Source organism: Stenotrophomonas sp. GD03930 (assembly GCF_029839665.1).
GTDB classification, from domain to species: domain Bacteria; phylum Pseudomonadota; class Gammaproteobacteria; order Xanthomonadales; family Xanthomonadaceae; genus Stenotrophomonas; species Stenotrophomonas forensis.
In genome coordinates this window covers 597110-621942 of record NZ_JAOCAV010000001.1, presented here as the reverse complement: position 1 = coordinate 621942, position 24833 = coordinate 597110, and the positions used below count along the sequence as shown (strand labels likewise).

General features: G+C 66.1%; 25 protein-coding genes. 15 read left to right on the top strand and 10 right to left on the bottom strand.

The window, feature by feature from the left end:
* Positions 1–56: 56 nt before the first annotated feature.
* The 5 genes from N5C18_RS02895 (at position 57) to N5C18_RS02875 (ending at position 5582) form a co-directional block, all read left to right on the top strand.
* Positions 57–350 carry a transposase gene (locus N5C18_RS02895; RefSeq protein ID WP_087921478.1) on the top strand — a complete coding sequence of 98 codons (294 nt, stop codon included), beginning with the start codon at positions 57–59 and terminating at the stop codon, positions 348–350.
* Positions 347–1207: an IS3 family transposase gene (locus N5C18_RS02890; RefSeq protein ID WP_279943796.1), complete on the top strand. Its 861-nt coding sequence runs from the start codon at positions 347–349 to the stop codon at positions 1205–1207. Before N5C18_RS02895 ends, N5C18_RS02890 begins: the two co-directional genes overlap by 4 nt.
* Before the next feature lie 643 nt (positions 1208–1850).
* A complete protein-coding gene (gene mltB / locus N5C18_RS02885; protein WP_279943795.1) occupies positions 1851–2996 on the top strand; it encodes a lytic murein transglycosylase B in 1146 nt (381 codons plus the stop codon).
* The gene (locus N5C18_RS02880; RefSeq protein ID WP_053512116.1) at positions 2993–4261 is read left to right on the top strand and encodes a septal ring lytic transglycosylase RlpA family protein; all 1269 of its coding nucleotides are present in this window, start codon (positions 2993–2995) and stop codon (positions 4259–4261) included. Before mltB ends, N5C18_RS02880 begins: the two co-directional genes overlap by 4 nt.
* Positions 4262–4361: 100 nt before the next feature.
* Positions 4362–5582, top strand: coding sequence for a D-alanyl-D-alanine carboxypeptidase family protein (locus N5C18_RS02875; RefSeq protein WP_008264856.1), 1221 nt, complete (start codon positions 4362–4364; stop codon positions 5580–5582).
* Positions 5583–5734: 152 nt separating this feature from the next.
* Here N5C18_RS02875 and N5C18_RS02870 read toward each other — a convergent pair whose 3' ends face one another.
* The gene (locus tag N5C18_RS02870) at positions 5735–6583 is read right to left on the bottom strand and encodes an endonuclease/exonuclease/phosphatase family protein (protein WP_279943794.1); all 849 of its coding nucleotides are present in this window, start codon (positions 6581–6583) and stop codon (positions 5735–5737) included.
* A gap of 162 nt (positions 6584–6745) precedes the next feature.
* Between N5C18_RS02870 and N5C18_RS02865 the strand changes: the two genes are divergently transcribed.
* Together N5C18_RS02865 and N5C18_RS02860 are read left to right on the top strand one after the other, a co-directional pair.
* Positions 6746–8311: an oligopeptide:H+ symporter gene (locus tag N5C18_RS02865; RefSeq protein WP_279943793.1), complete on the top strand. Its 1566-nt coding sequence runs from the start codon at positions 6746–6748 to the stop codon at positions 8309–8311.
* A gap of 7 nt (positions 8312–8318) precedes the next feature.
* Positions 8319–8945 carry a rhomboid family intramembrane serine protease gene (locus N5C18_RS02860; protein ID WP_049458513.1) on the top strand — a complete coding sequence of 209 codons (627 nt, stop codon included), beginning with the start codon at positions 8319–8321 and terminating at the stop codon, positions 8943–8945.
* 44 nt (positions 8946–8989) lie between these two features.
* On the opposite strand, the gene N5C18_RS02855 is transcribed toward N5C18_RS02860, so the two are convergent.
* Positions 8990–9175 (bottom strand): hypothetical protein, encoded by a 186-nt coding sequence (locus tag N5C18_RS02855; RefSeq protein ID WP_008264509.1) that lies wholly within the window; start codon positions 9173–9175, stop codon positions 8990–8992.
* Positions 9176–9360: 185 nt separating this feature from the next.
* Between N5C18_RS02855 and N5C18_RS02850 the strand changes: the two genes are divergently transcribed.
* From N5C18_RS02850 to cfa, 3 genes are read left to right on the top strand one after another with little or no spacing between them, the layout of a single operon-like run.
* On the top strand, positions 9361–9663 hold the full coding sequence (locus N5C18_RS02850; RefSeq protein ID WP_006377679.1) for a GNAT family N-acetyltransferase: 303 nt from the start codon (positions 9361–9363) through the stop codon (positions 9661–9663).
* Positions 9664–9699: 36 nt separating this feature from the next.
* Positions 9700–10581: a DUF3298 and DUF4163 domain-containing protein gene (locus N5C18_RS02845; RefSeq protein WP_053450273.1), complete on the top strand. Its 882-nt coding sequence runs from the start codon at positions 9700–9702 to the stop codon at positions 10579–10581.
* A gap of 19 nt (positions 10582–10600) precedes the next feature.
* Complete coding sequence (gene cfa, locus N5C18_RS02840; RefSeq protein WP_053509625.1) at positions 10601–11716, top strand: cyclopropane fatty acyl phospholipid synthase; 1116 nt, start codon at positions 10601–10603, stop codon at positions 11714–11716.
* A gap of 174 nt (positions 11717–11890) precedes the next feature.
* Here the strand turns inward: cfa and N5C18_RS02835 are convergent, their stop codons facing one another.
* Positions 11891–14059, bottom strand: a complete 2169-nt coding sequence (locus tag N5C18_RS02835) for a M3 family metallopeptidase (protein ID WP_279943792.1) — start codon at positions 14057–14059, stop codon at positions 11891–11893.
* A gap of 129 nt (positions 14060–14188) precedes the next feature.
* Between N5C18_RS02835 and N5C18_RS02830 the strand changes: the two genes are divergently transcribed.
* Positions 14189–14668, top strand: a complete 480-nt coding sequence (locus tag N5C18_RS02830) for a glutathione peroxidase (protein WP_279943791.1) — start codon at positions 14189–14191, stop codon at positions 14666–14668.
* Positions 14669–14711: 43 nt separating this feature from the next.
* Here the strand turns inward: N5C18_RS02830 and N5C18_RS02825 are convergent, their stop codons facing one another.
* From N5C18_RS02825 to N5C18_RS02810, 4 genes are all read right to left on the bottom strand, one after another.
* On the bottom strand, positions 14712–15491 hold the full coding sequence (locus N5C18_RS02825; RefSeq protein ID WP_006455701.1) for a ferredoxin--NADP reductase: 780 nt from the start codon (positions 15489–15491) through the stop codon (positions 14712–14714).
* Positions 15492–15571: 80 nt separating this feature from the next.
* On the bottom strand, positions 15572–17443 hold the full coding sequence (locus tag N5C18_RS02820) for an ABC transporter ATP-binding protein (protein WP_279935322.1): 1872 nt from the start codon (positions 17441–17443) through the stop codon (positions 15572–15574).
* A gap of 363 nt (positions 17444–17806) precedes the next feature.
* On the bottom strand, positions 17807–18256 hold the full coding sequence (locus N5C18_RS02815; RefSeq protein WP_053509636.1) for a carboxymuconolactone decarboxylase family protein: 450 nt from the start codon (positions 18254–18256) through the stop codon (positions 17807–17809).
* 36 nt (positions 18257–18292) lie between these two features.
* Positions 18293–19189, bottom strand: coding sequence for an RNA polymerase sigma-70 factor (locus N5C18_RS02810; protein WP_279943790.1), 897 nt, complete (start codon positions 19187–19189; stop codon positions 18293–18295).
* Positions 19190–19307: 118 nt separating this feature from the next.
* Here N5C18_RS02810 and N5C18_RS02805 point away from each other — a divergent pair, with 118 nt between their 5' ends.
* From N5C18_RS02805 to N5C18_RS02790, 4 genes are all read left to right on the top strand, one after another.
* Entirely contained in the window at positions 19308–20825 is a 1518-nt protein-coding gene (locus N5C18_RS02805; RefSeq protein ID WP_008268808.1) for a fumarate hydratase, read from the top strand.
* A 116-nt stretch (positions 20826–20941) separates the two neighbouring features.
* Entirely contained in the window at positions 20942–21337 is a 396-nt protein-coding gene (locus tag N5C18_RS02800) for a hypothetical protein (protein ID WP_279943789.1), read from the top strand.
* Positions 21338–21439: 102 nt separating this feature from the next.
* Entirely contained in the window at positions 21440–21748 is a 309-nt protein-coding gene (locus N5C18_RS02795) for a hypothetical protein (RefSeq protein ID WP_279943788.1), read from the top strand.
* Positions 21749–21805: 57 nt separating this feature from the next.
* The gene (locus N5C18_RS02790; RefSeq protein WP_279943787.1) at positions 21806–22441 is read left to right on the top strand and encodes a glutathione S-transferase family protein; all 636 of its coding nucleotides are present in this window, start codon (positions 21806–21808) and stop codon (positions 22439–22441) included.
* Positions 22442–22514: 73 nt separating this feature from the next.
* Here the strand turns inward: N5C18_RS02790 and arsC are convergent, their stop codons facing one another.
* The 3 genes from arsC to N5C18_RS02775 all read right to left on the bottom strand — a co-directional run bounded on the left by arsC (position 22515) and on the right by N5C18_RS02775 (position 24614).
* Positions 22515–22856, bottom strand: coding sequence for an arsenate reductase (glutaredoxin) (gene arsC / locus N5C18_RS02785; RefSeq protein WP_053509644.1), 342 nt, complete (start codon positions 22854–22856; stop codon positions 22515–22517).
* Positions 22856–24010: a phospholipase A gene (locus N5C18_RS02780; RefSeq protein WP_279943786.1), complete on the bottom strand. Its 1155-nt coding sequence runs from the start codon at positions 24008–24010 to the stop codon at positions 22856–22858. The genes arsC and N5C18_RS02780 overlap by 1 nt, the downstream gene beginning before the upstream one ends.
* Before the next feature lie 118 nt (positions 24011–24128).
* Positions 24129–24614 (bottom strand): DUF456 domain-containing protein, encoded by a 486-nt coding sequence (locus tag N5C18_RS02775; protein WP_053450261.1) that lies wholly within the window; start codon positions 24612–24614, stop codon positions 24129–24131.
* Between the last annotated feature and the right edge of the window lie 219 nt (positions 24615–24833).

Sequence of the window (24833 nt, the reverse complement as noted above, 5' to 3'; positions counted from 1 at the left end):
GCTCCCCGTGGGCGGACGCCAAGAAGCGATACTTTGATCGCACTGGGAGGTCCCTTATGTCCCGTATCACCCGTCGTAGCTACACCGATGAGTTCAAGCACCAAGCCGTGGAGCTGGCCGAGTCGCTCGGCCCAGCCGCAGCGGCCCGCCAATTGGAAATGTCCGTCAAAACGCTGGCAAATTGGATTGACGCGGTCCGTGCTGGCCGGTCGTTGACCTCTGAGGCCCGCAGGCCGGCCACTGATCTGGAAAGCGAGATCAGCCGCCTTCGGGCCGAGAACGCCAATCTGAAGATGGAGCGGGAAATCCTAAAAAAAGCGGCGGCGTTCTTTGCCAGAGAGTCCAAGTGAGGTACGCCTTCGTCGCCAGTCAAAGGACTCGCTACCCGACCAGGTTGCTGTGTCGGCTTCTCGGGGTTTCTGTCTCTGGATTCCATGACTACCTGCGCCGCCAGTGTGCCCAAACGTGCGATGTCGATTCGGCCCTTCGTACCGAGCTTCGGGCCATCCATGTGGCCAGCAAACGCAGTTATGGGCGGCGTCGGCTGGTCAGGGCCTTACGAGCCAGGAATCATCTAGTCGGCCACAAGCGCGTGGCACGGTTAATGGCCGAGGAGCGAATCCAGGGCAAGACCAAAGGCCGATTCCGGCCCAAATCCTCCGGCGGCTCATCTCAGCTCGCCCCCAACCTGCTGGATCGGCAATTTGCCCCCGGAACCGGACCGACGGCGTGGGTCGGGGATATCACGTATGTCCCCACCCGCCAGGGATGGCTGCATCTGGCCGTGGTCATCAGCGTCCAGACCCGGCAGGTGCTGGGCTACAGCGTTTCCAAGCGCTTGACTGAAGAACTGGTAGTGAAAGCATTTGCCAATGCCTGGGCTCTGCATCCACAACGACCTGGCCTGATCTTCCATTCCGATCGTGGCGGGCAGTACTGGGGGAACGAGTTTCGCCAGCTGCTGCAGTCCCATGACGTGGTCCAAAGCATGAGCCGGCCTGGCAATTGCTGGGACAACGCCTTGGCCGAGAGCTTCTTTGCGACGCTCAAGACAGAAGAGGCTGCCGAGCCTTACGCCAGTAAGGAACAAGCCAGCCAGTCCATCGCTGCTTACATCCACGGCTTCTACAATCCAGCCCGGCTACACTCGGCGCTGGGCTACCACTCTCCTAACAACTACGCCCGGCAGCTCCGGGCTGCCGCCTGACACGGCTTCATGGCGTCCGTTTTCAGGGAGCCAGATCAGTCAGCCGCATGGATGCGGCTGCCAAGCCTCCAGGGACGGATTCACGGCGTCCCCCGCGTACCCGACCCGACCGACCCACTCGCAGCTTTTGCTTTCAGCGACCAACCCCACCCACGAGGGGCTGAGCCGTTGGCTGGAAATTTCCTGACTCTGCGCAACGTCCCTTGTGGAAGCGTTCTCACAGCAGTCCGCAGCTGCATTGCCACTGACCGAAGTCCATAAAAAATGTTATCCGGTTCACACTTTTACGCTGCGTTGATCCTGATCAATGGACTTGTCGTAATCGGCCTGCACAATGGCGGCCCGTTCGGCACGGCGCGCCGTCAATCGTTGCAGCGCGAGGGGGCGTCGGGCGGGAAGCAGTACTGATCCAACGGGTACAGGGAGCGCGGGGTACTGCCACTGGGGAGCGGCAGCCGCGCAAGGTACCGACCGGATCCGGTCGCCGGTTGCGTCTGCGGGGATGGGGGCGCAACCGGCAACCTCTATCTGAATGGGGTGGGTCGATCACGACGTCTTCACATTTCCCGCTGAACGCGGGCAAATCGTTGTGATTCATGGTGTTAGGGGTTTTAATTCATCCATGACCTGCTAACCTGCGACGATGATTCGACGCACTCTGGCCTGCATGCTCACCCTCGGCCTGGTCGCCTGCGCGACCCAGCCGAAGTCCCCACCGTCTTCGCCCCAGGCCAGCAGTACGCCGCGCCAGCCCGCCAGCAAGGCCCATGGCCCGGCCGAGGCCGCGCCCGAAGCCACTGCGGCCACCGCACCACCGGTCGATCTCACCCCGGTGCCGTTCGAGGTCGCGCGGGCCCGCTTCATTGCCGATACCGCCAAGCGCTATGGCCTGAAGCCGGAGCAGATCAGCAGCGTGCTCGACCAGGCGCAGGTGCGCCAGCCGATCATCGCCGCCATGTCGCGCCCGGCCGAACGGGTCAAGCCGTGGAACGAGTACCGGCCGATGTTCATCAGCAAGGCGCGCATCGATGGTGGCCGCGCGTTCCTGGCGCAGCATCGCGCCGAGCTTGATCGCGTGCAGCAGCGTACTGGCGTGCCGGCCGAAGTGATCGTGGCGATCATCGGCGTGGAAACCAGTTACGGCAAGAATGCCGGCAGCCATCGCGTGCTGGATGCGCTGTACACGCTGGCGTTCTACTACCCGCGTAGCGGCGACCCGGCCAAGCTGGAACGCGAAGTGCGCCGCGAGCTGTTCTTCCGCGACGAACTGGCCAAGCTGTTCGAGCTGGGCCGCGAAGAGAAGCTGGACATCACCACGCTCAAGGGCAGCTATGCCGGTGCGATGGGCATGGGCCAGTTCATGCCGTCCAGCTATCTCGATTACGCGGTGGACGGCAACGGCGATGGCCGCCGTGACCTGTTCAACAGCTATGACGACGTGTTCTCGTCCATCGCCAACTACTTCGTGAAGAAGGGCGGCTGGGTGCGTGGCGGCCAGGTCGCCGTGCCGGCCACGCTGGCGCCGGGGCGCGAGGCGTTCAACCCGACCGAGTGGATGCCCACCTGGTCGCTGGCCGACCTGGCGCAGCGTGGCTACCAGCCGAGCGCGCCGGTGCAGCCCGGTGCCACCGCTACCCCGATCACGCTTGAAGGCAGCACCGGCAAGCAGTACTGGCTGGGCTTCCAGAACTACTACGCGATCACCCGCTACAACCTCTCGAAGATGTACGCGATGGCCGTGTTCCAGTTGTCCCAGGCCATCGCCGGACAGGAGCTGCCCCCGGCATGAACATCAGATGGTTGGCCCCAGGCTTGATCGTCCTCGCGCTGGCGGCCTGCAGCAGCGCGCCGAAGAAGCCGGCCACGGCCGGCCATGGTGGCAAGTCCAGCGGCACGCTGGTGCAGGGCCGCGGATCGCGCCCGGCGCATTGCCCAGACGGTTCCCCGTACGCGGCGGCCAAGGAAGACCTGAGCACCCGCGGCAACTACACCGCCGGTGGCCTGTACAAACCGGGCGTGCGCGACAGCACGCCGGACTACATTCCCAACGTGGCCTGCATTCCCGAGCCGGAAGTGACCGCCGAGGAACGCTCGGCGATCGGCAACAAGTCGCCGTACGTGGTGCTGGGCAAGTCGTACAACGTGCTTGACGACACCCGCAACTACGTCGAGCGCGGCACCGCGTCGTACTACGGCGCCAAGTTCCATGGCCGCCTGACCTCCAACCGTGAGGTCTACGACATGTACCAGTTCACCGCCGCGCACAAGACGCTGCCACTGCCCAGCTTCGCCCGCGTGACCAACCTCGACAACGGCGAGTCGGTGATCGTGCGCGTCAACGACCGTGGCCCGTTCCATGATGGCCGCGTGGTTGACCTGAGCTATGCCGCCGCCGTGCGCCTGGGCATCACCCAGCGCGGCACCGGCAATGTCGAAGTGCGCGCACTGCAGCCGGGCGAGAGCAACCTGCTGGCGCAGAAGCCGTCGCGTCGCGAGCGCCGCGCCGCCGAAGCAGCCGCCGCTACCGCCGTGGCCAGTGCACGACCGGCACCGGCGGCGCGGGTCGCCGCCGACAGCGACATCGATCGCCTGGTCCAGCGTCTGCCGGCCGACGGCATGCCGGCACGCGGCCAGCCGGCCACCACCCAGGGCGTAGCCAGCACCGCGCCGGACGTGGCGGTCAGCAGCCTGCCGCCGAGCGCACTGCCGGTGCGCAGCACCGCACCGGCACCGGTTGCAGTGGCCAGCGCGGCACCGCGTGCGGCTGCGCCGGCCCCGGTACGTCCCGCCCCGACGGTGCCCAGCCTGTCGCAGCAGGTGGTCGGCGCAGTGATGGTGCAGGTCGCCAGCTTCTCCAACCGCGACAACGCCAACCGCGCGATGGGCCAGCTCAATGCCGCAGGCATCGTCGGCGCCACCATCAGCGACATCGCGGCCGGTGGCCGCACCCTGTTCCGCCTGCGCGTACCCGCCAGCGACCATGCCAGTGCCGCCGAACTTGTCGGCCGCATCGCCGGTCTGGGCCTGGGTTCGCCGCAGATCGTCAAGGATTGAACCGCCCGGGCCGGTGCTGCCGGCCCGTGCTCCCCCGGCCTTACAATGGCCGTTACGTTCCACCCTCCATTCCCGGCCGTCCCCTGGAGCCTGCTGTCCAATGAATTTCCGTTCCGCCGCCACTGCCCTGGCCGCCACCCTGGTGGTGGGCCTGGCTTCCGCCCAGACGCCGCTGCCGACTCCGGCCACGCCGGCGCCTGCCGCCGCCGCTGCTGCCCCGGCCACTGTCGCCACTCCGCCGGCCCCGGCGCCGAGCGTGTCCAAGGCCTGGGTGCTGATGGACTACGCCACCGGCCAGGTGCTGGCCGGCGAAAACGTCCACGAGCAGCTGGCCCCGGCCAGCATCACCAAGGTGATGACGTCCTACGTGATCGCCGCCGAGGTCAAGAACGGCAAGGTCCGTGCGGATGACCAGGTGATGATGAGCGAGCGCGCCTGGCGCGAAGGTGGCGCCGGTACCGATGGCAGCTACAGCGGCTTCCCGGTCAACCAGACCGCACGCCTGGAAGACATGGAAAAGGGCATGGCGATCCAGTCCGGCAACGACGCCGCGATCGCCCTGGCCGAGCACGTGGCCGGCAGCGAAGAAGCCTTTGCGTCGCTGATGAACAGCTACGCCGCCAAGATCGGCATGAAGGACTCGCACTTCGTCAACGCCCACGGCCTGACCGCGCAGGGCCACCACAGCACCGCCTACGACCTGGCGCTGCTGGGCCGCGCGATGGTGCGCGACTACCCGGAAACCTACGCGTACAACAAGATCAAGGAATTCCAGGTCGGCAACATCAAGCAGCCGAACCGCAACCTGCTGCTGTGGCGCGATGGCAGCGTCGACGGCATCAAGACCGGCCACACCTCCGAGGCCGGTTACTGCCTGATGAGCTCGGCCCAGCGCGGTGACCAGCGCCTGATCGCCGTGGTGCTGGGTGGCGCGTCGGAAAAGCAGCGCGCCGATGACAGCCTGGCCCTGCTGAACTGGGGCTTCCGCTTCTTCGAGACCCACCGCCTGTACGAGCCGGGCAAGGCCGTGGCCGAGCACAAGGTCTGGAAGGGCACCACCGACAAGGTGCAGCTGGGCGTGGCCCAGCCGATGCTGGTCAGCGTGCCGCGCGGCCGCTACAACGATCTGAAGCCGAGCATCGATGTGCCCAAGACCCTGGAGGCACCGTTCACCGCCGGCCAGCAGGTCGGTACCGTGAAGGTCACCCTGGATGGCAAGGTCATCGCCGAAGCACCGCTGGTGGCCGTAGCCGCCGTCGAGCAGGCCGGCTTCTTCAAGCGCCTGTGGGACAGCTTCTGGATGTGGTGGGAATCGGAATGATCCACGCCGCGGCGTGGTGAACGAAAAGGCCGGCGAAAGCCGGCCTTTTCTGTTTCGGGATGGCGGTTGCGGATGCGGGTAGTGCCGGCCGCTGGCCGGCTGCTGGCATATCCGGATGGATTGATGAGGAGCCGGCCAGCGGCCGGCACTACCTATTCGGCGGTGGCCGTATCGCCCTGCAGGCGCAGGGTTGCCATCACGCCCAGGCGCAGGCCGGGCAGGTCGCCATCGGCCGGCAGCAGGATCGGTTGCTGGCGGATGCCGCCGAAATGCTTGACCTGGAACAGCACGTCCAGGCCATGGCCGGTGGCTCCACCGCCACTGGCCGCTGGTGGTTCCGGGCGGCCGCCAGGATTGCGCCGGGCCGGCTGGAAGCCGGGCGTGCTGCGCACCAGTTCCACGGTGGAGGCCGAGAAGTCGCCGGCGATCAGGCTCGGCATGCCCTCGGCGGTGGCGCCGATCCAGGTCATCAGGTCGTTGGTCTGGTGCTGGCGCGCGGTGGCCTCGTCCGGCTCCGGGCGCAGCCGCGCCACGTAGATGTTGACCAGCGCCTGGCCCAGCTTCAGCCGCATCATGCCGGCCGCGCTGAACGTGCCGGGTGGATGCAGCAGGGTGACGCCGTCCTCATTGACCGGCAGCCGGGTCAGCATGGCATTGCCATGCCGCAGCGGCTGGCTGGGCGGATCGGCGGTGACGAAGTCGCAGCTGTAGCGCAGCCGGCTGGCCAGCCAGCAGGCCGGATTGCGGCCCTGCTGCTGCAGCACCTGCTGCACCGAGATCACGTCCGGTTGCAGGTCGGTCAACAGTTGTGCGACCTGCTCGCGGCGCTGCTTCCATTGCGCATCGTCGCGGCTGGGCAGTTCCAGTGCGGCCACGGTCAGTTGCCGGGGCTCGCCCTCGCTGCTGGCCGAGGCCGGCGCCTGCGGTCGCGCCTGGGCCTGCAACGCCGGCAACAGCAGCAGGCAGCTGAGCAGGAGTCGGGCGTAGGCGAGGGGGCGCATAACGATAAGTTTACGCTTTTGTCGTGCAGGTGCCGTGACTTCCGGCACAGCCAGGAGCGCCTGCCATGGATTGGCACCGTTGTCATGCAGCCCTGCAGCGTGCTTCGCGAGGCCTGGTTCCGGTAACCTTGCGCCTTTCGCTTTGCAGGAATGCCTTACAGGATGAGCCACGACGCAGTTGCCCCCATCGCCGGCCAGGGAAGGATGCCGCGCCAGATTCCGTACATCATCGGCAATGAGGCCTGCGAACGGTTCAGTTTCTACGGGATGCGCAACATCCTGGTGCAGTTCCTGATCACCTCGCTGCTGCTGCAGGAAATCACGGCGGAAGGCCGTGCCGGTGAAGCCAAGGACATCATGCACAGCTTCATGATCGGCGTGTATTTCTTCCCGCTGCTCGGTGGCTGGCTGGCCGACAAATTCTTCGGCAAGTACCACACCATCCTCTGGTTCAGCCTGGTCTACTGCGCCGGCCACCTGTGCCTGGCGCTGTTCGAGAACAGCCGCGAAGGCTTCTTCCTTGGCCTCGGCCTGATCGCGCTCGGCGCCGGTGGCATCAAGCCGCTGGTGGCCTCATTCATGGGTGACCAGTTCGACCAGAGCAACAAGCACCTGGCCAAGATCGTCTTCGACGCCTTCTACTGGATCATCAACTTCGGCTCGCTGTTCGCCTCGCTGCTGATCCCGCTGGTGCTGAAGAACTGGGGCCCGCAGTGGGCGTTCGGCATCCCGGGCATCCTGATGTTCGTGGCCACCTTCGTGTTCTGGCTGGGCCGCAAGCGCTACGTGCTGGTGCCGCTGCCGCCGAAGGACCCGCATTCGTTCGCCAACGTGGTGCGTACCGCGCTGACCGCGCGCGTTGCCGGGCAGGGCCGTCCGGGCCTGGTGATCGCCGCGCTCGGCCTGGTGCTGGCCGTGGCCTCGTTCGGGCTGGTCGGTTCGTTGGGCATCGTCATCTGCCTGTGCCTTGCGCTGGTCGCCATCCTGGCCGGCATCGGCGGCGGCACCTGGCTGCAGCTGGACCGTGCCCGCGGCCAGCATCCGGCCGAAGCCGTGGAAGGCGTGCGCTCGGTGCTGCGCGTGCTGGTGATCTTCGCGCTGACCACGCCGTTCTTCTCGCTGTTCGACCAGAAGGCCTCGACGTGGGTCCTGCAGGGCCAGCAGATGCAGATGCCGAGCTGGTTCACCGCCTCGCAGATGCAGGCATTGAACCCGCTGCTGGTGATGATCCTGATTCCCTTCAACAACCTGGTGCTGTACCCGGCGCTGCGCCGCTTCGGCTTCGAGCCGACCGCGCTGCGCCGCATGACCGCCGGTATCGCCTTCAGCGGCCTGGCCTGGATCGTCATCGGTGGCATCCAGGTGGTGATGGACGGCGGCAATGCCATGTCGATCTTCTGGCAGATCCTGCCGTACGCGCTGCTGACCTTCGGTGAGGTACTGGTCTCGGCCACCGGCCTGGAGTTCGCCTACAGCCAGGCGCCGCAGGCGATGAAGGGCGTGGTGATGAGCTTCTGGAACCTGACCACCACCATCGGCAACCTGTGGGTGCTGCTGTCCAACGCCGCGGTGCGCAACGACACGGTGACCCACCAGATCGCCGGGACCGGCCTGAGCGAGGCGGCGTTCCTGATGTTCTTCTTCGCCGGCTTCGCCTTCATCGCGGCGTTGGCCTTCGGTTGGTACGCGAAACGCTATCGTATGGTCGACAACTACCGTAGCGCCTGAGCCTGACATGACCCCCGTCAATCTGCTGTTGATCGCCATCACCGCCATCCTTTCGTGGATGGCGTTCAACAACCGCAAGCTGGCCGACCGCCTGATCCTGTGGCCGCCCGCCGTGGACCGCCATCGCCAGTACGACCGGCTGGTGACCTATGGCTTCATCCACGCCGACTGGTCGCACCTGATCTTCAACATGATCACCCTGTTCTTCTTCGGGGGATTCATCGAGAGCGTGATGGTGGAGCTGACCGGCAGCTACCTGACCTATCCGGCGTTCTATATCGGCGCGTTGCTGGTCTCGATCCTGCCCAGCTACCTGAAGAACCAGAAGAACCCGAACTACCTCAGCCTCGGTGCATCCGGGGCGGTGTCGGCGGTGCTGTTCGCCTTCATCCTGATCAAGCCGTGGTCGATCATCCTGGTGTTCTTCATCCCGGCGCCGGCCATCATCTATGCCGCGTTCTACGTCGGCTACAGCATCTGGATGGACAAGCGCGGTGGTGATCGCATCAACCACAGCGCACACCTGGCCGGCGCGGCGTTTGGCGTGATCTTCATGCTGGCCATGCAGCCGAGCATCTTCAACCACTTCCTGCGCGAACTCTCCAACCCGACCTTCCGCCTCGGCGGCGGTTGAGGGTGGCAACGGGGGCGGATCGGCAGCGATCCGCCCCGGCCGGTTCAGGCCGTGGTCTGCTGCCCGTAGGTGTCCAGCAGGCGGGCGAACACTTCCTCGCCGATGCGCTGGAAATCCTGGTCTTCGGTCTGCCCTTCCACTGCCAGCTGCAGCAGGCCCTCCAGCAGGGCACGGTCGGTATCGGAATGGGGATCGCTGGGGTGCATCGGGGCCTCCGCGGTGATGCGCATGGTCTACGGTCGCAAGGGCCGTGCCAGCCTGGCCGTACCCCTCCACAGGCGATAGCGGCCGCCCGCCCTCCAGCTTGAGGGTCGAAAACTGACGTGAATGGACCGCACTTGCCCCTGTTCAGGCTTCACGCGATCATGGCGCCCGGCTGCGCACCATCCACGCAGTCGCCGCAGGAGACAGTTCCATGGCTTCGGTCACGCCCCCCGGTCTGGCCTACGAGGTCGAACACGACCTGGCCAGCCATCGCTTCACCGCCCGTGTCCGAGGACAGCTGGCGGTGCTCGATTACCAGATCAAGCGCAGGCGCATGGTCATCACCCACACCGAAGTGCCCGAGCCGATCGCCGGCCGCGGCATTGCCGGTGAGCTGACCCGCGTCGCGCTGCGTTTCGCCCGCGAGCAGAAATACAAGGTGGTGCCGGCGTGTTCGTATGCCGAGGCCTTCCTGCAGCGGCACGAGGAATATCACGACCTGCTCGTCGGCTGATGCCGGCGGGCCACGCTTCAGCCATGGCAGGCGATGATGTACAAACATGAACAGGGGATCCCGATGAAGATTGGAAACAACCGGCCATTGCGCGGCAGCGTGCTGGCCGGCGTGGTGGGCGTGCTGTTGCTGGCCGGTTGCCAGCGTGAGAGCGAGCCGGCACCGGCGACCGACGCGGCCCCCGCCGCCGAGGCCCCGGTCGCGGGCGAGACACCCGCCACGGAAGCGCCGCTGGATCTGCGCGACGTGATCGAGAACAACGAGCGCGAAGTGGTGGGCATCAGCTACCCGGCCGGCATCGACCGTTATCCGGGCCTGGCACGCGCGCTGCAGGACTATGCGACCAGCGCCCGCAGCGACCTGCAGCAGGCACTGGACGGGCTCGGCAACGACAAGCCGACCATGCCCTACGAGCTGTCGCTGAGCTTCGAGAAGCTGCTGGAGACCCCGCAGCTGGTGGTGGTCAGTGCCGATGGCAGCCGCTATACCGGAGGCGCCCACGGTGAGCCACTGGTGGCACGCTTCGTGTGGCTGCCGCAGCACCAGCAGATGCTCAGCGCCGAAAAGCTGGTGGCCGATGCCAAGGGCTGGAAGGCCATCAGCGATTTCGTCGCCGACCAGCTGCGCGAGCGCGTGGCCACCCGCCTCAGCGGCGAGGACATGGACCCGGCCCAGCTGCAGGAATCGCTGCGCAACGCATCGCGCATGATTGCCGACGGTACCGGCCCGCAGGCCGACAATTTCAGCCAGTTCCAGCCGCTGACCGACGACAAGGGGCAGATCACCGCGCTGCGCTTTGTTTTCCCGCCCTACCAGGTGGGTCCATACTCGGACGGCACGCAGACCGCCGATGTACCGGCGGCGGTGCTGTTGCCGCACGTGGCCAAGGACTACGTGGAGCTGTTCGCACGCGGTTGACCGCAGTCGAGGAGGTGGCGTGGATACAGGGTTGCAGGAGCGGGTCGCCGGCCTGCTGCAGGAAGCCGGGGTCCGCATCGGCGGCACCCAGCCACAGGACATCCAGGTGCATGATCCGCGCTTCTTCGCGCGGGTCATGGCGCACGGCTCGCTCGGCCTCGGCGAGAGCTACATGGACGGCTGGTGGGATGCCAACGTCCTGGACGACTTCCTCGTCCATCTGATGCAGGCGCACCTGGACGAACGGGTGCATGGCTGGCGCGAAGTGGCCGATGCGCTGAAGGCGCGCCTGTTCAACCTGCAGGCCGGGCAGGGCAGCTACGAGGTCGGTCGTCGCCATTACGACCTCGGCAATGACCTGTACCAGGCCATGCTCGGAACGCGCCTGGTCTACAGCTGCGGCTACTGGCGCACTGCCGATGATCTTGACGCCGCGCAGGAGGCCAAGCTCGACCTGGTCTGCCGCAAGCTGGGCCTGCGTCCGGGCCAGCGCGTGCTGGACATCGGCTGCGGTTGGGGGGAGGCACTGAAGTTCGCGGCCGAGCGCTACGGTGTCAGCGGCGTCGGCGTGACCATCTCGAAAGAGCAGGCCGAGTTCGCCCGTGAGCTGTGCGTCGGGCTGCCGATCGAGATCCGCCTGCAGGACTACCGCGAACTGGACGAGCCGTTCGATGCGATCTTCTCGATCGGCATGTTCGAGCACGTCGGTGACAAGAACTATTCCAGTTTCTTCGAGGTGGCCAGGCGCTGCCTCTCGCCACGCGGGTTGCTGCTGCTGCATACCATCGGCACCAACATCTCGCGGCATCGTACCGATCCATGGATCGCGCGCTACATCTTCCCGAACTCGATGCTGCCGTCGGCGGTGCAGATCAGCAAGGCATTCGAAGGTCGCTTCGTGCTGGAGGACTGGCACAACTTCGGCACCGATTACGACCTGACCCTGCAGGCGTGGCGGCGCAACGTGGAAGCGGCCTGGCCGCGACTGGATGCGCGCTATGACGAGCACTTCCGGCGCATGTGGCGTTTCTACCTGGCCGGGTCGATGGCGACTTTCCGCTGCCGGCACGCGCAGCTGTGGCAGCTGGTGCTGTCGCCGGAAGGCGTGCCGGGCGGGTACGTCGCGCCGCGATGACTGCCAGTAGATCCACGCCATGCGTGGATGGACGATGCCGGGGTTCATGGCCCGGAAGGATCGTGCCGACCAACGATCGGCACCCACCCGTAGATCCATGCCATGCGCGGATGGCGCATGAAAAAACCGCCCGGTCTCCCGGGCGGTTCTCGTTTCACGCTACCGCGCGGGCGATCAGTTGCCGGCGCCGGTCAGGCCACGCTTTTCCAGCAGCGGTTCGATCTGCGGATCCTGGCCGGCGAAATCGCGGAACAGCTGCATCGCGTCGACGCTGCCGCCCTTGGACAGCAGCGTGGCGCGGAAGTGGTCGCCGTTCTTGCGGCTGAGGCCGCCGTTGTCCTTGAACCACTTCTGGGTGTTGGCATCGAGCACTTCCGACCAGATGTAGGCGTAGTAGCCGGCCGAGTAGCCACCCATGATGTGGCTGAAGTACGGGGTCTTGTAGCGCGGCGGAACCGGCGCGTAGTAGATGCCGTCCTTCTCCAGCGCAGCGCGCTCGAAGGCCATCACGTCCTTGGCGGCCGGCACCTGGTCGGCGCCGATCTGGTGCCAGCGCTGGTCAAGCATTGCCGCACCCAGGTACTCGGTGGTGGCAAAGCCCTGGTTGAACTTGGCCGCAGCCAGCACCTTGTCCAGCAGTGCCTGCGGCATCGCCGAACCGTTCTGGTAGTGCTTGGCGTAGTTCTTCAGGATGGCCGGGTTGTCCGACCACATCTCGTTGACCTGCGAGGGGAACTCGACGAAGTCGCGCGGTACCGAGGTGCCCGAGAAATACGGGTACTTCACGTTGGAGAACATGCCGTGCAGTGCGTGGCCGAACTCGTGGAAGGTGGTGTTCACCTCATCCCAGGTCAGCAGGGTCGGCTGGCCGGCCGGCGGCTTCGGGATGTTCAGGTGGTTGGCCACCACCGGCTTGAAGCCGGTCAGCTTGGACTGCGAGACATACGAGTTCATCCACGCACCGCCACGCTTGGAGGCGCGCGCATACGGATCGAAGATGAAGATCGCCAGCTGGCTGCCGTCGGCGTCGAACACGTCGTAGACGGTGACGTCATCGTGGTAGACCGGCAGGTCGGTACGCTGCTTGAAGGTCAGGCCGAACTCCTGGCCGGCAGCATAGAACACGCCGTTTTCCAGCACGTTCTTCATTTCGAAGTACGGCTTCAGCTGCGATTCGTCGAAGTTGTACTTGGCCTGGCGCACCTTCTCGCTGTAGAAGGCCCAGTCCCACGGTTCCAGCTGGAAGGTCTTCTTGCCGGCGGCCTTCTGTTCCTGGTCGATCATCGCCTGCAGGTCGGCCGCTTCGCGCTTGGCGTTGGCCACGGCAGCCGGGGCCAGCTTGCCCAGCATCGCGTTGACCGCTTCGGGGGTCTTGGCGGTCTGGTTGGTCAGGTTGTAGGCGGCGAAGTTCGCAAAGCCCATCAGCTTGGCCTTGTCGGCACGCAGCTGCATGATGCGCGAGACCAGTGCGGTGTTGTCGAACTCGCCACCGCGGCTGCCACGGCTGACCGAGGCTTCGTAGATCTTCTGGCGCAGGGCGCGATTGGCCAGGTTGGTCAGCGGCGGCTGGCCGGTGGTGTTGAGCAGGGTGATCACGTACTTGCCTTCCAGGCCACGGGCCTTGGCGGCTTCGGCGGCGGCAGCGATCTGCTCCTTGGACAGGCCGGCCAGCTCCTTGACGTCGTCGACGGTGATCGCCGAAGCGTTCACTTCCGACTGCACGTTCTGGCTGAACTTGGTGCCCAGGTTGGCCAGCTCGGCGTTCATCTCCTTCAGCGTGGCCTTGTCGGCCTCGGACAGCTTGGCGCCGGCGCGCACGTAGTTGTCGTAGTACTTCTCGACCAGGCGCACGCCTTCGGCGTCCAGGCCCAGCTGGCTGCGGGTGTCATACAGCGCCTGGATGCGCGCGAACAGCTTGCCGTTCAGCGCGATCGCATCGCTGTGCGCGGCGAACTTGGCCGAGTAGTCGGCCTGCAGCTTCTTGCGGGTGTCGTTGGTGTCGGCACCGACCAGGCTGAAGAACACGGTGGTCGCGCGGTCGAGGATGTCACCGCTCTTTTCCAGGGCGATGATGGTGTTGTCGAAGGTCGGCTTGGCCTTGTTGTTGGCGATCGCCTCCACTTCCTTCAGCTGCTGCGCCATGCCGGCGTCGAAGGCCGGGGCGAAGTCGCTGTCCTTGATCCTGTCGAACTGCGGGAAGTGCAGCGGCAGCGGGCTATCGGCGAAGAACGGGTTGGCCTGCTGGGCATTGGTGCTGGCAGCCGGGGTGGCGGCGCCGGCCGAGAAGGCGGGCAGGGCAAGGCCGAGGGACATGGCCACGGCAAGGGCAAGGCGAGTGGTCAAGGTAGGAACTCCGGTAAGGCAAACAAGGGCCCGAGGGTAACCCGGCCAGCGGCGCCCGCACTTGTGTCAAAAGGCATGTTGCCGGGGCCGCGCGCGGGTACCATGCAATCACCGCCACGGCCCGCCGTCATGACCACCACCTACGATTTCAGCTTCCGTGACCTCGATGGCCAGCCGCAGGCGCTGGCGCAGTTCCAGGGCCGTCCGCTGCTGCTGGTCAACGTCGCCAGCCGTTGCGGTTTCACCCCGCAGTACACCGGGCTGGAGCAGCTGTGGCAGGACTACCGCGAGCGCGGCCTGGTGGTGATCGGCTTTCCGTGCAACCAGTTCGGCGCGCAGGAGCCGGGTGATGCCGCGCAGATCCGCCAGTTCTGTTCGCTGGACTATCCGGTCAGCTTCCCCTTGTCGGAGAAGATCGAGGTCAACGGCAGCGGCGCCGATCCCCTGTGGGCATGGCTGTCACGCGAGAAGCGCGGCCTGCTGGGCATTGCCCGCGTCAAATGGAACTTCAGCAAGTTCCTGGTCGATCGCAAGGGAAGGGTGGTGTCGCGGCATGCTCCGACCACCACGCCGGAGCAGCTGTGCAGCGCAATCGAAGCACTGCTGTGAAGGGTGGTAGTGCCGGCCGCTGGCCGGCAATCCCGTTGCTGCCTTATTTCTCGACGAAGGCGCGTTCGAACACGTAGTGGCCCGGTTGGCCAATACGCGGCGAGACCTGGAAGCCACGGGCGTCCAGCACGCTGCGCAGGTCGGCCAGCATCTGCGGGCTGCCGCAGATCATCGCGCGGTCGTTCTCCGGGCTCAGTTCCGGCAGGCCGAGGGTGCGCTGCATCTCACCGCTTTCCATCAGCGAGGTCAGGCGGCCCTGGTTGGCGAACGGCTCGCGGGTGACGGCCGGGTAGTACAGCAGCTTGTCGCCGATCATCTCGCCCAGGAACTCGTGCTCACGCAGTTCCTTCTCGAAATAATCGCGGTAGGCCAGATCCTTTTCGTAGCGCACGCCATGGCACAGGATCACCTTCTCGAAGCGCTCGTAGGTCTCCGGGTCCTTGATCACCGACAGCCACGGCGCCATGCCGGTGCCGGTGCCCAGCAGGTACAGGTTCTTGCCGGGGTGCAGGTCGCTGATCAGCAGGGTGCCGGTGGGCTTCTTGCCGACCAGCACCTTGTCGCCCGGCTTGATGTGCTGCAGGCGCGAGGTCAGCGGGCCGTCCTGCACCTTGATGCTGAAGAACTCCAGGTGCTCTTCCCAGTTGGCGCTGGCGATGGAGTACGCGCGCAGCAGCGGCCGCGCCTCGGTTTCCAGGCCGATCATCACGAACTGGCCGTTCTCGAAGCGGAATCCGCTGTCGCGGGTGAGGGTGAAGCTGAAGTAGGCATCGGTCCAGTGACGGACCTCAAGCACCGTTTCGGCGCCAAAAGCGGAGGACATGGGCGTATCTATCGAAAGTCGTCGGGGGTGATTCTATCTCAAATGAGACAGGTTCTCATTAGGCGGAACGAGAGGCGTTCTCAGCGGTAGCCGGCCGCCTGCAGCTCGAACAGCTCGGCATAGCGGCCGCCCTGTGCCATCAGCTGCTCATGGGTGCCGCTGGCCTCGATCCGGCCGTCGGCCAGCACCAGGATGCGATCGGCCATGCGTACCGAGGAGAAACGGTGGGAAATCAGTACGGCAGTGCGATTATCCGCCAATTCCCTGAACCGCTGGAACACTTCGAACTCGCTGCGTGCGTCCAGCGCTGCCGTTGGCTCGTCCAGGATCATCACCTGCGCATTGCGCATCCACGCGCGGGCAATGGCGATCTTCTGCCATTGGCCACCGGACAGGTCCACACCCTGCTTGAAGCGGCGGCCGATCAGCTGGTCGTAGCCGCCGGGCAGTTCCTCGATCACTTCCTCGGCCATGCCGCGGCGCGCGGCGTCGGCGATGCGTGCCTGGTCATCCATGGCCTCGACCTGGCCGACGCCAATGTTCTCGCCGGCGCTGAGGTTGTAGCGCACGAAGTCCTGGAAGATCACCCCGAGATTGGCGCGCAGGTCGTCCAGGTCGTAGTCGCGCAGGTCGCGGCCATCGAGCAGGATGCGGCCCTCGTCCGGTTCGTACAGCCGCGCCAGCAGCTTCACCAGCGTGGTCTTGCCGGCACCGTTCTCGCCGACCAGGGCCAGCACTTCATCGGCGTGAAGCTGGAAATCCAGGTGGCGCACCGCCCACTGCTCGGCATCGGGATAGCGGAAACCGACGTTCTCGAACACGAAGCCCTGACGGATCGGCTGCGGCACGCGTACGGCGCCCTCGCGCGAGTGGATTTCCGGCTGGATCTGGAAGAACGAGAACAGGTCATCCAGGTACAGCGCCTGGCTGGCCACCTGCGAGAACCCGATCAGCAGGCCTTCCAGCAGCTGGCGCAGGCGCAGGAAGCTGCCGGCGAGGAAGGTCAGGTCGCCGATCGAGAAGTCGCCGCGCACCGTGCGCCAGGCGATGTAGGCGTAGGCGGTGTAGTAGCCCAGCGTGCCCAGTGCGGCCAGCAGCGTGCCCCAGAACGCGCGGCGCCGGGCCAGCGCCCGGTTGGCCTGGAACAGCGCCACCGACAGGCGCCGGTAGCGTTCCACCAGGAAGCGGTGCAGGTTGTAGATCTTCACTTCCTTGGCCGTTTCCACACTGGCACCGAGCTGGCGCAGGTAGTCGAGCTGGCGGCGCTCGGGCGTCCATTGGAAGTTCAAGCTGTAGCCGGCCGCGTTGAAGTGCGATTCGCCGATGAAGGCCGGCACCAGTGCCAGCGCGAGCAGCAGGATCAGCCACGGCGCGTAGACCAGCAGGCCGATGGCCAGGCTGGCCACGGTGATCGCATCCTGCACCTGGCCGAACAGCTGGCTCATCAGGTTCATCCGGCCCATGGTCTGGCGCCGCGCGCGGTCCAGTTTGTCCTGCAGGTCCGGGTCCTCGAAGTCCTCCAGGTCCAATGTCGCCGCATGTTCCATCAGCCGGATGCTGGTGACGTTGGCGAACAGTTCCGACAGCAGGGCATCGGCATAGCTGACCAGGCGGCCGAGCAGGTCCGAGGCGATGGCCAGGCCGAATTCCAGTGCCAGCAGGCCCAGCAGTGGGTTGAGCATGCCGCTGGCCAGCGCCTCGCCCAGCGGTGGGAAGCCGGCATCGTGCTGGCTCAGGTGCAGGGCGCTGTCGATGATCAGCTTGCCGACGTACAGCATCGCCACCGGCAGCAGCGCACGGATCAGGCGCAGGCCGAGGCTGGCCAGGGTGAGCGCGGGGCTGGTCTGCCAGACCATGCGCAGGAACGGCGGCAGGTTGCGCATCGCCTTGAAGCGCTGGCGCAGGCTGGGTTTCTTCGCGGCGGCGGCGCCAGCGGTGGGAGTGGCAGGCATGCGCGTATTGTGCGCGCCTGATACGTGCAGATGGGGTCAGTGCAGCCGTGTGGCCGCGCCGGGGTCAGATCCCTTTGCGGCGCAAAGGGCTCTGACCCTTCCGCATCCACGCATGATGTGGATTTACCGTGTCGACCAAGGTCGACACCTACCAACAGCAGCAGGAAATCTGTCGAAGGCGGGGTGGGTCAGGTCGCAGGGGCGTGAGCCGCATGGATGCGGCGACCGAGCTTACATGGACGTACTTGCAGCGGCCCCTGTGGCCTGATCCACCCCGCCATTCCTCGGGAAACCAGCTTTTGACGCTGCTCTGGCTGTTGCCTCTGCCGGTGCCGGGCGCAGCCCGGCCAGCAGAACTCCCTGTTACGGCAGCGGCGGCAGCAGACCCGCGCCCAGCCGGTTCCAGGCATTGATCACCGCAATCCCCATGCTCAGGTCGCTGATGCCCTTCTCATCGAAGTGCGGTGCCAGCGCATCGAACGCCGCCTGCGATGGCGCCCCGTCGGTCAACCGGGTCAGCGCCTCGGCCCAGCCCAGCGCGGCACGCTCGCGGGCATCGAAGAAGCGGCTTTCGTGCCATGCCGGCAGGGTGTCCAGCTTGCGCGGCTCGATGCCGCCCTTGCGCAGCGCGGTGCCGTGCATGTCCATGCAGTAGCCGCAGCCGTTGAGCTGCGACACGCGCAGGAACAGCAGTTCCATCAGGGTCGGATCGATCGAGCTGTCATGCACCGCCTTGCTGGTGGCCAGCAGGCCCTTGAAGGCCTCGGCGGCCAGGCGGGTGTAGGGAACGCGGGGAGAGGCATGGTCGGACATCGTGGGCTCCACGGCGGCCACGATGGCCGCCTTTCACTACCAGGACGCCGCGGCGTCCCCGTGCGTGACAACCCGTGGCAGCTTTTCCGGATTCAGCACGCTGTACACCTGGGCGATGCGGCCGTCGACCACTTCGATGGTGGTGACTGAATGCAGGCGGTCACCGATGAAGCGCAGGATCGCCGGTTCGCCGTTGACGTAGCCCAGCCGTGCCGGATGTGCCGCGCCGCGGCGGGCGATGGCCCAGAACAGGCGGCCGATGCGTTCGGCGCCCAGCAGCGGGCGCACCGCTGCGGTGACCACGCCGCCGCCGTCGGAAACCAGCAGTGCGTTGGCGTGCAGCAGGGCCTGGATCGCCTCGCTGTCGCCGCGCTGGGAGGCGTCCATGAAGCGCGCCAGCAGCTGCCGGTGCTGGCTGGGGTCGGCATTGAAGCGCGGTCGCCCGGCCTGCAGGCGTTGCCGCGCGCGGTGCACCAGCTGCCGGCAGTTGGCCTCGCTGTGGCCGATCAGGTCGGCGATCTCGCGGTAATCGTGATCAAAGGCCTCCTTCAGCAGGAACGCAGCGCGCTCTTCGGGGCCGAGCTGCTCAAGCAGGGTCAGGAAGGCCACCGAAACATCATCGGCAAACGCATGCAGCTGGGCCGGGCCAGGCGCCGGGTCCGGCTCCAGCGTGACCGCCAGCGGTTCAGCCAGCCACGGCCCGACGTAGTGCACGCGCTCGCGCTTGGCCGCGCGCAGCCGGTCCAGGCCGAGCCGGGTGGTGGCGGTGACCAGCCAGGCCTCGGCGTCGCGGATGCTGGCCGGGTCGGCGCCCGACCAGCGCAGCCAGGCGTCCTGGACCACATCCTCGGCGTCGGCGCGGCTGCCGAGCAGGCGGTAGGCCAGGGCCATCAGGCGCGGACGGTGGGTCTGGAAGGCGGTTTCGGCGTTCATATGGGCAAGGACGCCGCGGCGGGCAGGGACGTGACACGAATGTACAACGGCACCCCCGGTGGCAGAGGGGGTAAAATGGGCGGATTACCCCCGCCAGCCTCCAGCAAGCGAGCAAGTCGTGACATCGATCAAGCAGGAAGACCTCATCCAGTCCATCGCCGACGCGCTGCAGTACATCTCGTACTACCACCCGGTCGACTACATCAAGAACCTTGCCGCCGCCTACGAGCGCGAGGAGTCGCCGGCCGCGAAGGAGGCGATGGCCCAGATCCTGATCAACTCGCGGATGTGCGCCGAAGGCCACCGTCCGATCTGCCAGGACACCGGCATCGTCACCGTGTTCCTGGAAATCGGCATGGACGTGCGCTGGGACGACGCCACCATGGGCGTGGAGGACATGGCCAATGAAGGCGTGCGCCGCGCCTACATGCACCCGGACAACAAGCTGCGCGCCTCGGTGCTGGCCGATCCGGCCGGCAAGCGCATCAACACCAAGGACAACACCCCGGGCGTGGTCAACGTGAAGGTGGTGCCGGGCAACACGGTCGACGTGATCGTCGCCGCCAAGGGCGGTGGTTCGGAAGCCAAGACCAAGTTCGCCATGCTCAACCCGTCCGATTCCATCGTCGACTGGGTGCTGAAGACCGTGCCGACCATGGGCGCCGGCTGGTGCCCGCCGGGCATGCTGGGCATCGGCATCGGTGGCACCGCTGAAAAGGCGATGCTGCTGGCCAAGGAGGCGTTGATGGAACCGATCGACATCACCGAGCTGCAGGCCCGTGGTGCGTCCAACCGCATCGAAGAGCTGCGCCTGGAGCTGTACGAGAAGGTCAACGCGCTGGGCATCGGTGCGCAGGGCCTGGGTGGCCTGACCACCGTGCTGGACATCAAGATCAACGATTACCCAACCCATGCGGCCAACCTGCCGGTGGCGATGATCCCGAACTGCGCGGCCACCCGCCATGCGCACTTCACCCTGGACGGCAGCGGCCCGGTGATGCTGGACCCGCCGTCGCTGGAAGACTGGCCGAAGCTGACCTATGACGCGTCCAAGGGCACCCGCGTGGACCTGGACACGATCACGCCGGAAGACGTGGCCAGCTGGAAGCCGGGCCAGACCCTGCTGCTCAACGGCAAGCTGTTGACCGGCCGCGACGCCGCGCACAAGCGCATGGTCGACATGCTCAACAAGGGCGAACAGCTGCCGGTCGACCTGAAGGGCCGCTTCATCTACTACGTCGGCCCGGTCGATCCGGTGCGCGACGAAGTGGTGGGCCCGGCCGGCCCGACCACCGCCACCCGCATGGACAAGTTCACCCGCCAGGTGCTGGAACAGACCGGCCTGCTGGGCATGGTCGGCAAGGCCGAGCGCGGCCCGGCGGCGATCGAAGCGATCCGTGACAACAAGTCGGCCTACCTGATGGCCGTCGGTGGTTCGGCCTACCTGGTGTCCAAGGCGATCAAGGCGGCCAAGGTGGTCGGCTTCGCCGACCTGGGCATGGAAGCGATCTACGAGTTCACCGTGCAGGACATGCCGGTGACCGTCGCCGTCGATTCCACCGGCGAGTCGGTGCACAAGACCGGCCCGCGCGAGTGGCAGGCCCGCATCGGCAAGATTCCGGTGGTGGTGGAGTAAGCCTCCCGTTCCAGTCTGGACAACGGCGCCCTTGTGGCGCCGTTGTTGCATGCAGCCTGCCGGTGGATGGCGTGCTCTGTTAACGTGGTGTCGGATGCATTGGAAGGGAGTCCATCGTGCTGCAGTGGTCGCGTGTTTTCGTGTTGCTGGTCGCTGCGCTGGCGTGCAGTGCCTGTGGTCCGCGTTACTTCGTCGAGCCGCCAACCCATGAAGCTGGGAGGATCTGCGCGTCGGTCTGCGAGAGCCAGAAGGTAACGTGCGACTTCCACAACCGCGCCCGTGCCGAGTCGGACCAGCGGAGCTGCGAAAGCGAGAAGAGCCGGGTCATCAGCCGTTGCAGTGGTATCGCCGACGACAAGCAGCGGCACAACTGCGAAGGGGGCAACGGTGCCGGCAACTACTGCGGTTCCCCGGCACTTCCTTCATGCAATGCTCCGTACGCCCAGTGCCTGCTCTCCTGTGGCGGCACCGTGAATGAAGTCCGCACCGACACCGGTGTTCCCGTGTACTGAGCGGGGCGCGCATCGATGCCTGCACGAGCAACCGTGGTCTGCCAGGGTCGGCCTGCCCCTGCACTGGGTGGACCCACGCGCCTGCATCGATCCGTCGCGGCTGTGTTCCTGCTGGTCCTGGCCGGCTGCAGCACAGCGCCATCCTATGAAGGTGCGGATTTCTCCGCCTCCGCGCAGTGCCGCATGCAGTGCCAGGCCAGCTATCGCAGTTGCATGGCGCAGGACAGGACCGGCAACAGTGCGTTCAGCTGCGAACAGCAGGTGGTACCCGCGCCGGACAAGCGCTGCAAGGACGTCGCCAACCCTGAACTGCGCCGTGCCTGCGAGCTGAAGGCGCACGACTGTACGATGCGCGCGCCGATGATGTCCTGTGGTGAACAGCGGGATACCTGCATGAGCAGCTGCGGCTGAGCAACGGCCCGCGCAGGGGCGCATAATCGGCCGATCCAACCGCACAGGATCCGCCGCATGGGCACCACGCTGTATGGTTCGACCAGTACCGCCGCGCTGGTCGTGCACTGGCTGTTGATCGAGCTGGGCATCGAGCACGAACTGGTGCTGCTGGATTTCGACGCGCGCGAGCACAAGGCGGCGGACTACCTGGCGCTGAATCCGGCCGGTGTGGTGCCGACGCTGATGATTGATGGCCTGGTACTGACCGAGGCGGCGGCGATCGCGCTGTACCTGGCTGACCGCCATCCGGACGCCGGCCTGCTGCCTGCGGTGGGTACGCCCCAGCGCGGCGACGCCTACCGCTGGATGTTCTGGTGCGCCAATACGCTGCAGCCGGCCTATCGGGCCTGGTTCTATCCGCACGAAGTGGCCGGCGAGGCCCATGTGCAGGCCAGCCGCGAGATGGCACGGCTGCGCCTGGAAGCGGCCTGGCAGCAGGTGGCCACGCACCTGCAGGGGCACGGTCCCTATCTGTTGGGGGCAACGCCTTGCGTGGTCGACTACATGCTGGTGATGCTGATGCGCTGGTCGCGCAACATGCCCACGCCCAGTGACACCTGGCCGACGCTCAAGGCGCACGCCACCTCGATGAAGACGCGTCCGGCGTTCGCCGAAGTCTATCGCCGCGAAGGCATCACCGACTGGCTGTAACCGAAAAAGGGGACGGAGGGAATTAAGTCGCTTGTGCACAAACGACTTAATTCCCTCCGTCCCCTTTTTCGGGTTACAGGATCTGCAGCACCGTTTCCGGTGGGCGGCACAGCCGCGTGCCCTTGGGCGTGCGCACGACTGGCCGGTTGATCAACCGCGGGTGCTCGGCCATTGCAGCGAGCAGGGTGGCATCGTCGGCTTGTTCCAGGCCGAGCTCGGCGAACGCTGCTTCCTTGCTGCGCACCAACTCGCGTGCAGTCAATCCCGACGCGGCCAGCACCTGGCGCAGCGCGGCCACATCGGGCGGATTGCCCAGGTACTCGACCACCACCGGGTCGAAGCCGGCATCGCGGATCAGCTTCAATGCGCCGCGTGAATTACTGCAGGCCGGGTTGTGCCAGATCGTCACGTCCATCAGAACCACTCCAGCAGCGACACGCCCACGCCGACATAGGTGGCCTTGTGGTTGTAGTCGATCAGGCTTTCGCCGTAGCCATCGAAGATCTGCACATGACCGCGCAACAGGTTGCTGATCGGGAAGCCGTAATCCAGCTGCAGCGCGCCATGCGAGCGGCTGCCGGTGCGCAGCGAATGGCGCGCCATCAGCGCGACCTCGTGGCCGTTGCGGTTCCAGATCAGGGTCGCGTCGCCGCGGCCCATGTAGTCCTCGATGTCCGGGTTGTTGTCGTCGCTGCGGGTCTCGGGAATGCGGTACCACGGGCGCAGCACCAGTGCCCAGTTCTCGCGGTCCAGGCCGATGTTCAGCATCACCCGGTTCCAGCTGCGTGACAGCGGATCGGCGCGGCCGTTGGACTGGTGGTTCAGGGCGATGCCGGTCATGCGCCCGCGCCAGCCACCGATCGAATAGACGTTGCGGAACACCATCATCACTTCGGGTTCGTAGTTGGTTTCGCGGAACGGGCGCGAATCCTCGCCGTTGTAGGCCTGCCAGCGCGAGCTCTGGGTATAGCCGGCCCAGATGTCGCCGTTGTCGCCGAACAGGTTCTCGGCGACCTTGGTCTTGAAGCTGATCTGGAACTTCAGTTCGGCACTGTCCAGCACCTGCGGCGTGGTGACCGTGTTGGCCGGGTTCGGCGAATGCGGCGTGGTGTTGCGGTCGCTGGTCCAGAACGCGGGCAGCAGGTACACCGGCTTGTAGGCCCGCAGCTGGAACGGGCCGAGCTTGGAGTCTTCGGCCAGCTCCCAGCGGCTGTCCAGCAGCGAGCCGCGGCCGGCGTTGGCCAGCGCACTGTCCGCTGCCGCCGGGCGGAACAGGTCGCTCACGCGTTCGCGCAGTTTCTCCTCGCCCTGGCTCACCCGCGCGGTCTGCCGCTCTTCGCGGCGCGCCTGCGCGGCGGCCTCTGCGGCAGCATCGGCAGCCGCAGTGGCCTGCGGGGTGTGCGCGAACAGGCGGTCGTAGCAGGCCAGGCGGGCCGCATCGGTGGTGATGGCCGCGCAGGCAGCGGGCGAGGTGTCGGTGCTGGGCACGAACTCCTGCGCCGCCAGCGGTGCACTGGCCAGGGCCAGCGCCAGCGGCGCAAGGCGGGGAAGCAGCGGGGGGAGGGTCATTCCAACAGGCCCTTCGGTGAATACGGGGATCGCACAGTGTGGCGGCTGCACCTGATCGCGGCCAGCCCCCACGGTTTATGCACGGCCACCGCGTGCGCAGGGCGTGAAGGCAGCGCCGTCACAGGAACCAGGCGAAGGCGAACAGGCCCAGCATGGCGATCACCACCGCCAGCTTCAGCGCCAGACCGAGCAGGATGCCGAGCCAGGTGGCGAGGCCGACCCTGGTCGAGCGTCCCAGCTCGCGGGTGTGCCAGTACTCGCCAAGCAGGGCACCGACCAGCGGCCCGGCGAACAGGCCGATGGGCATGAAGAACAGGCCGACGATGCTGCCGACGAAGGTGCCCCAGAGCGCCTTTCGGCTGGCCCCGACCCGCTGCGCACCGACCACGGTGGCCAGCACGTCCACCAGCAGCGAGAGCAGGGTCAGCACGCCCAGTACCACCAGGGTTGGCCAGCCGACGTGGACGAAGCCGTCAGCCCAGGCCGCCAGCAGCAGTCCGATGAACACCAGCGGGATGCCGGGAAGGGCTGGAAGGATGATTCCGGCGATGCCGACAAGGACAAAAATGACCGCTAGCAGATATAAGATGAATGAGAGTCCCATGCTGTCCCGTATGGTGGTCGATTTGGGGTTGACAGTGAAAGATTTTGCCAGTTGCTTTTTCGTTTTGGGCGGGTTAAGTTGCAGTCGCTGAGCTTGGCAAGGTCACCGTGGATCGTGGCCTGATGAAGCAAGATCTTCCCGATCCGCTGCATCGATGCACCTCGCTTCCCCCTTGCTTGTCAGCCGCCCAACAGGCGTTTCCAACAACAAGAGAGAGTC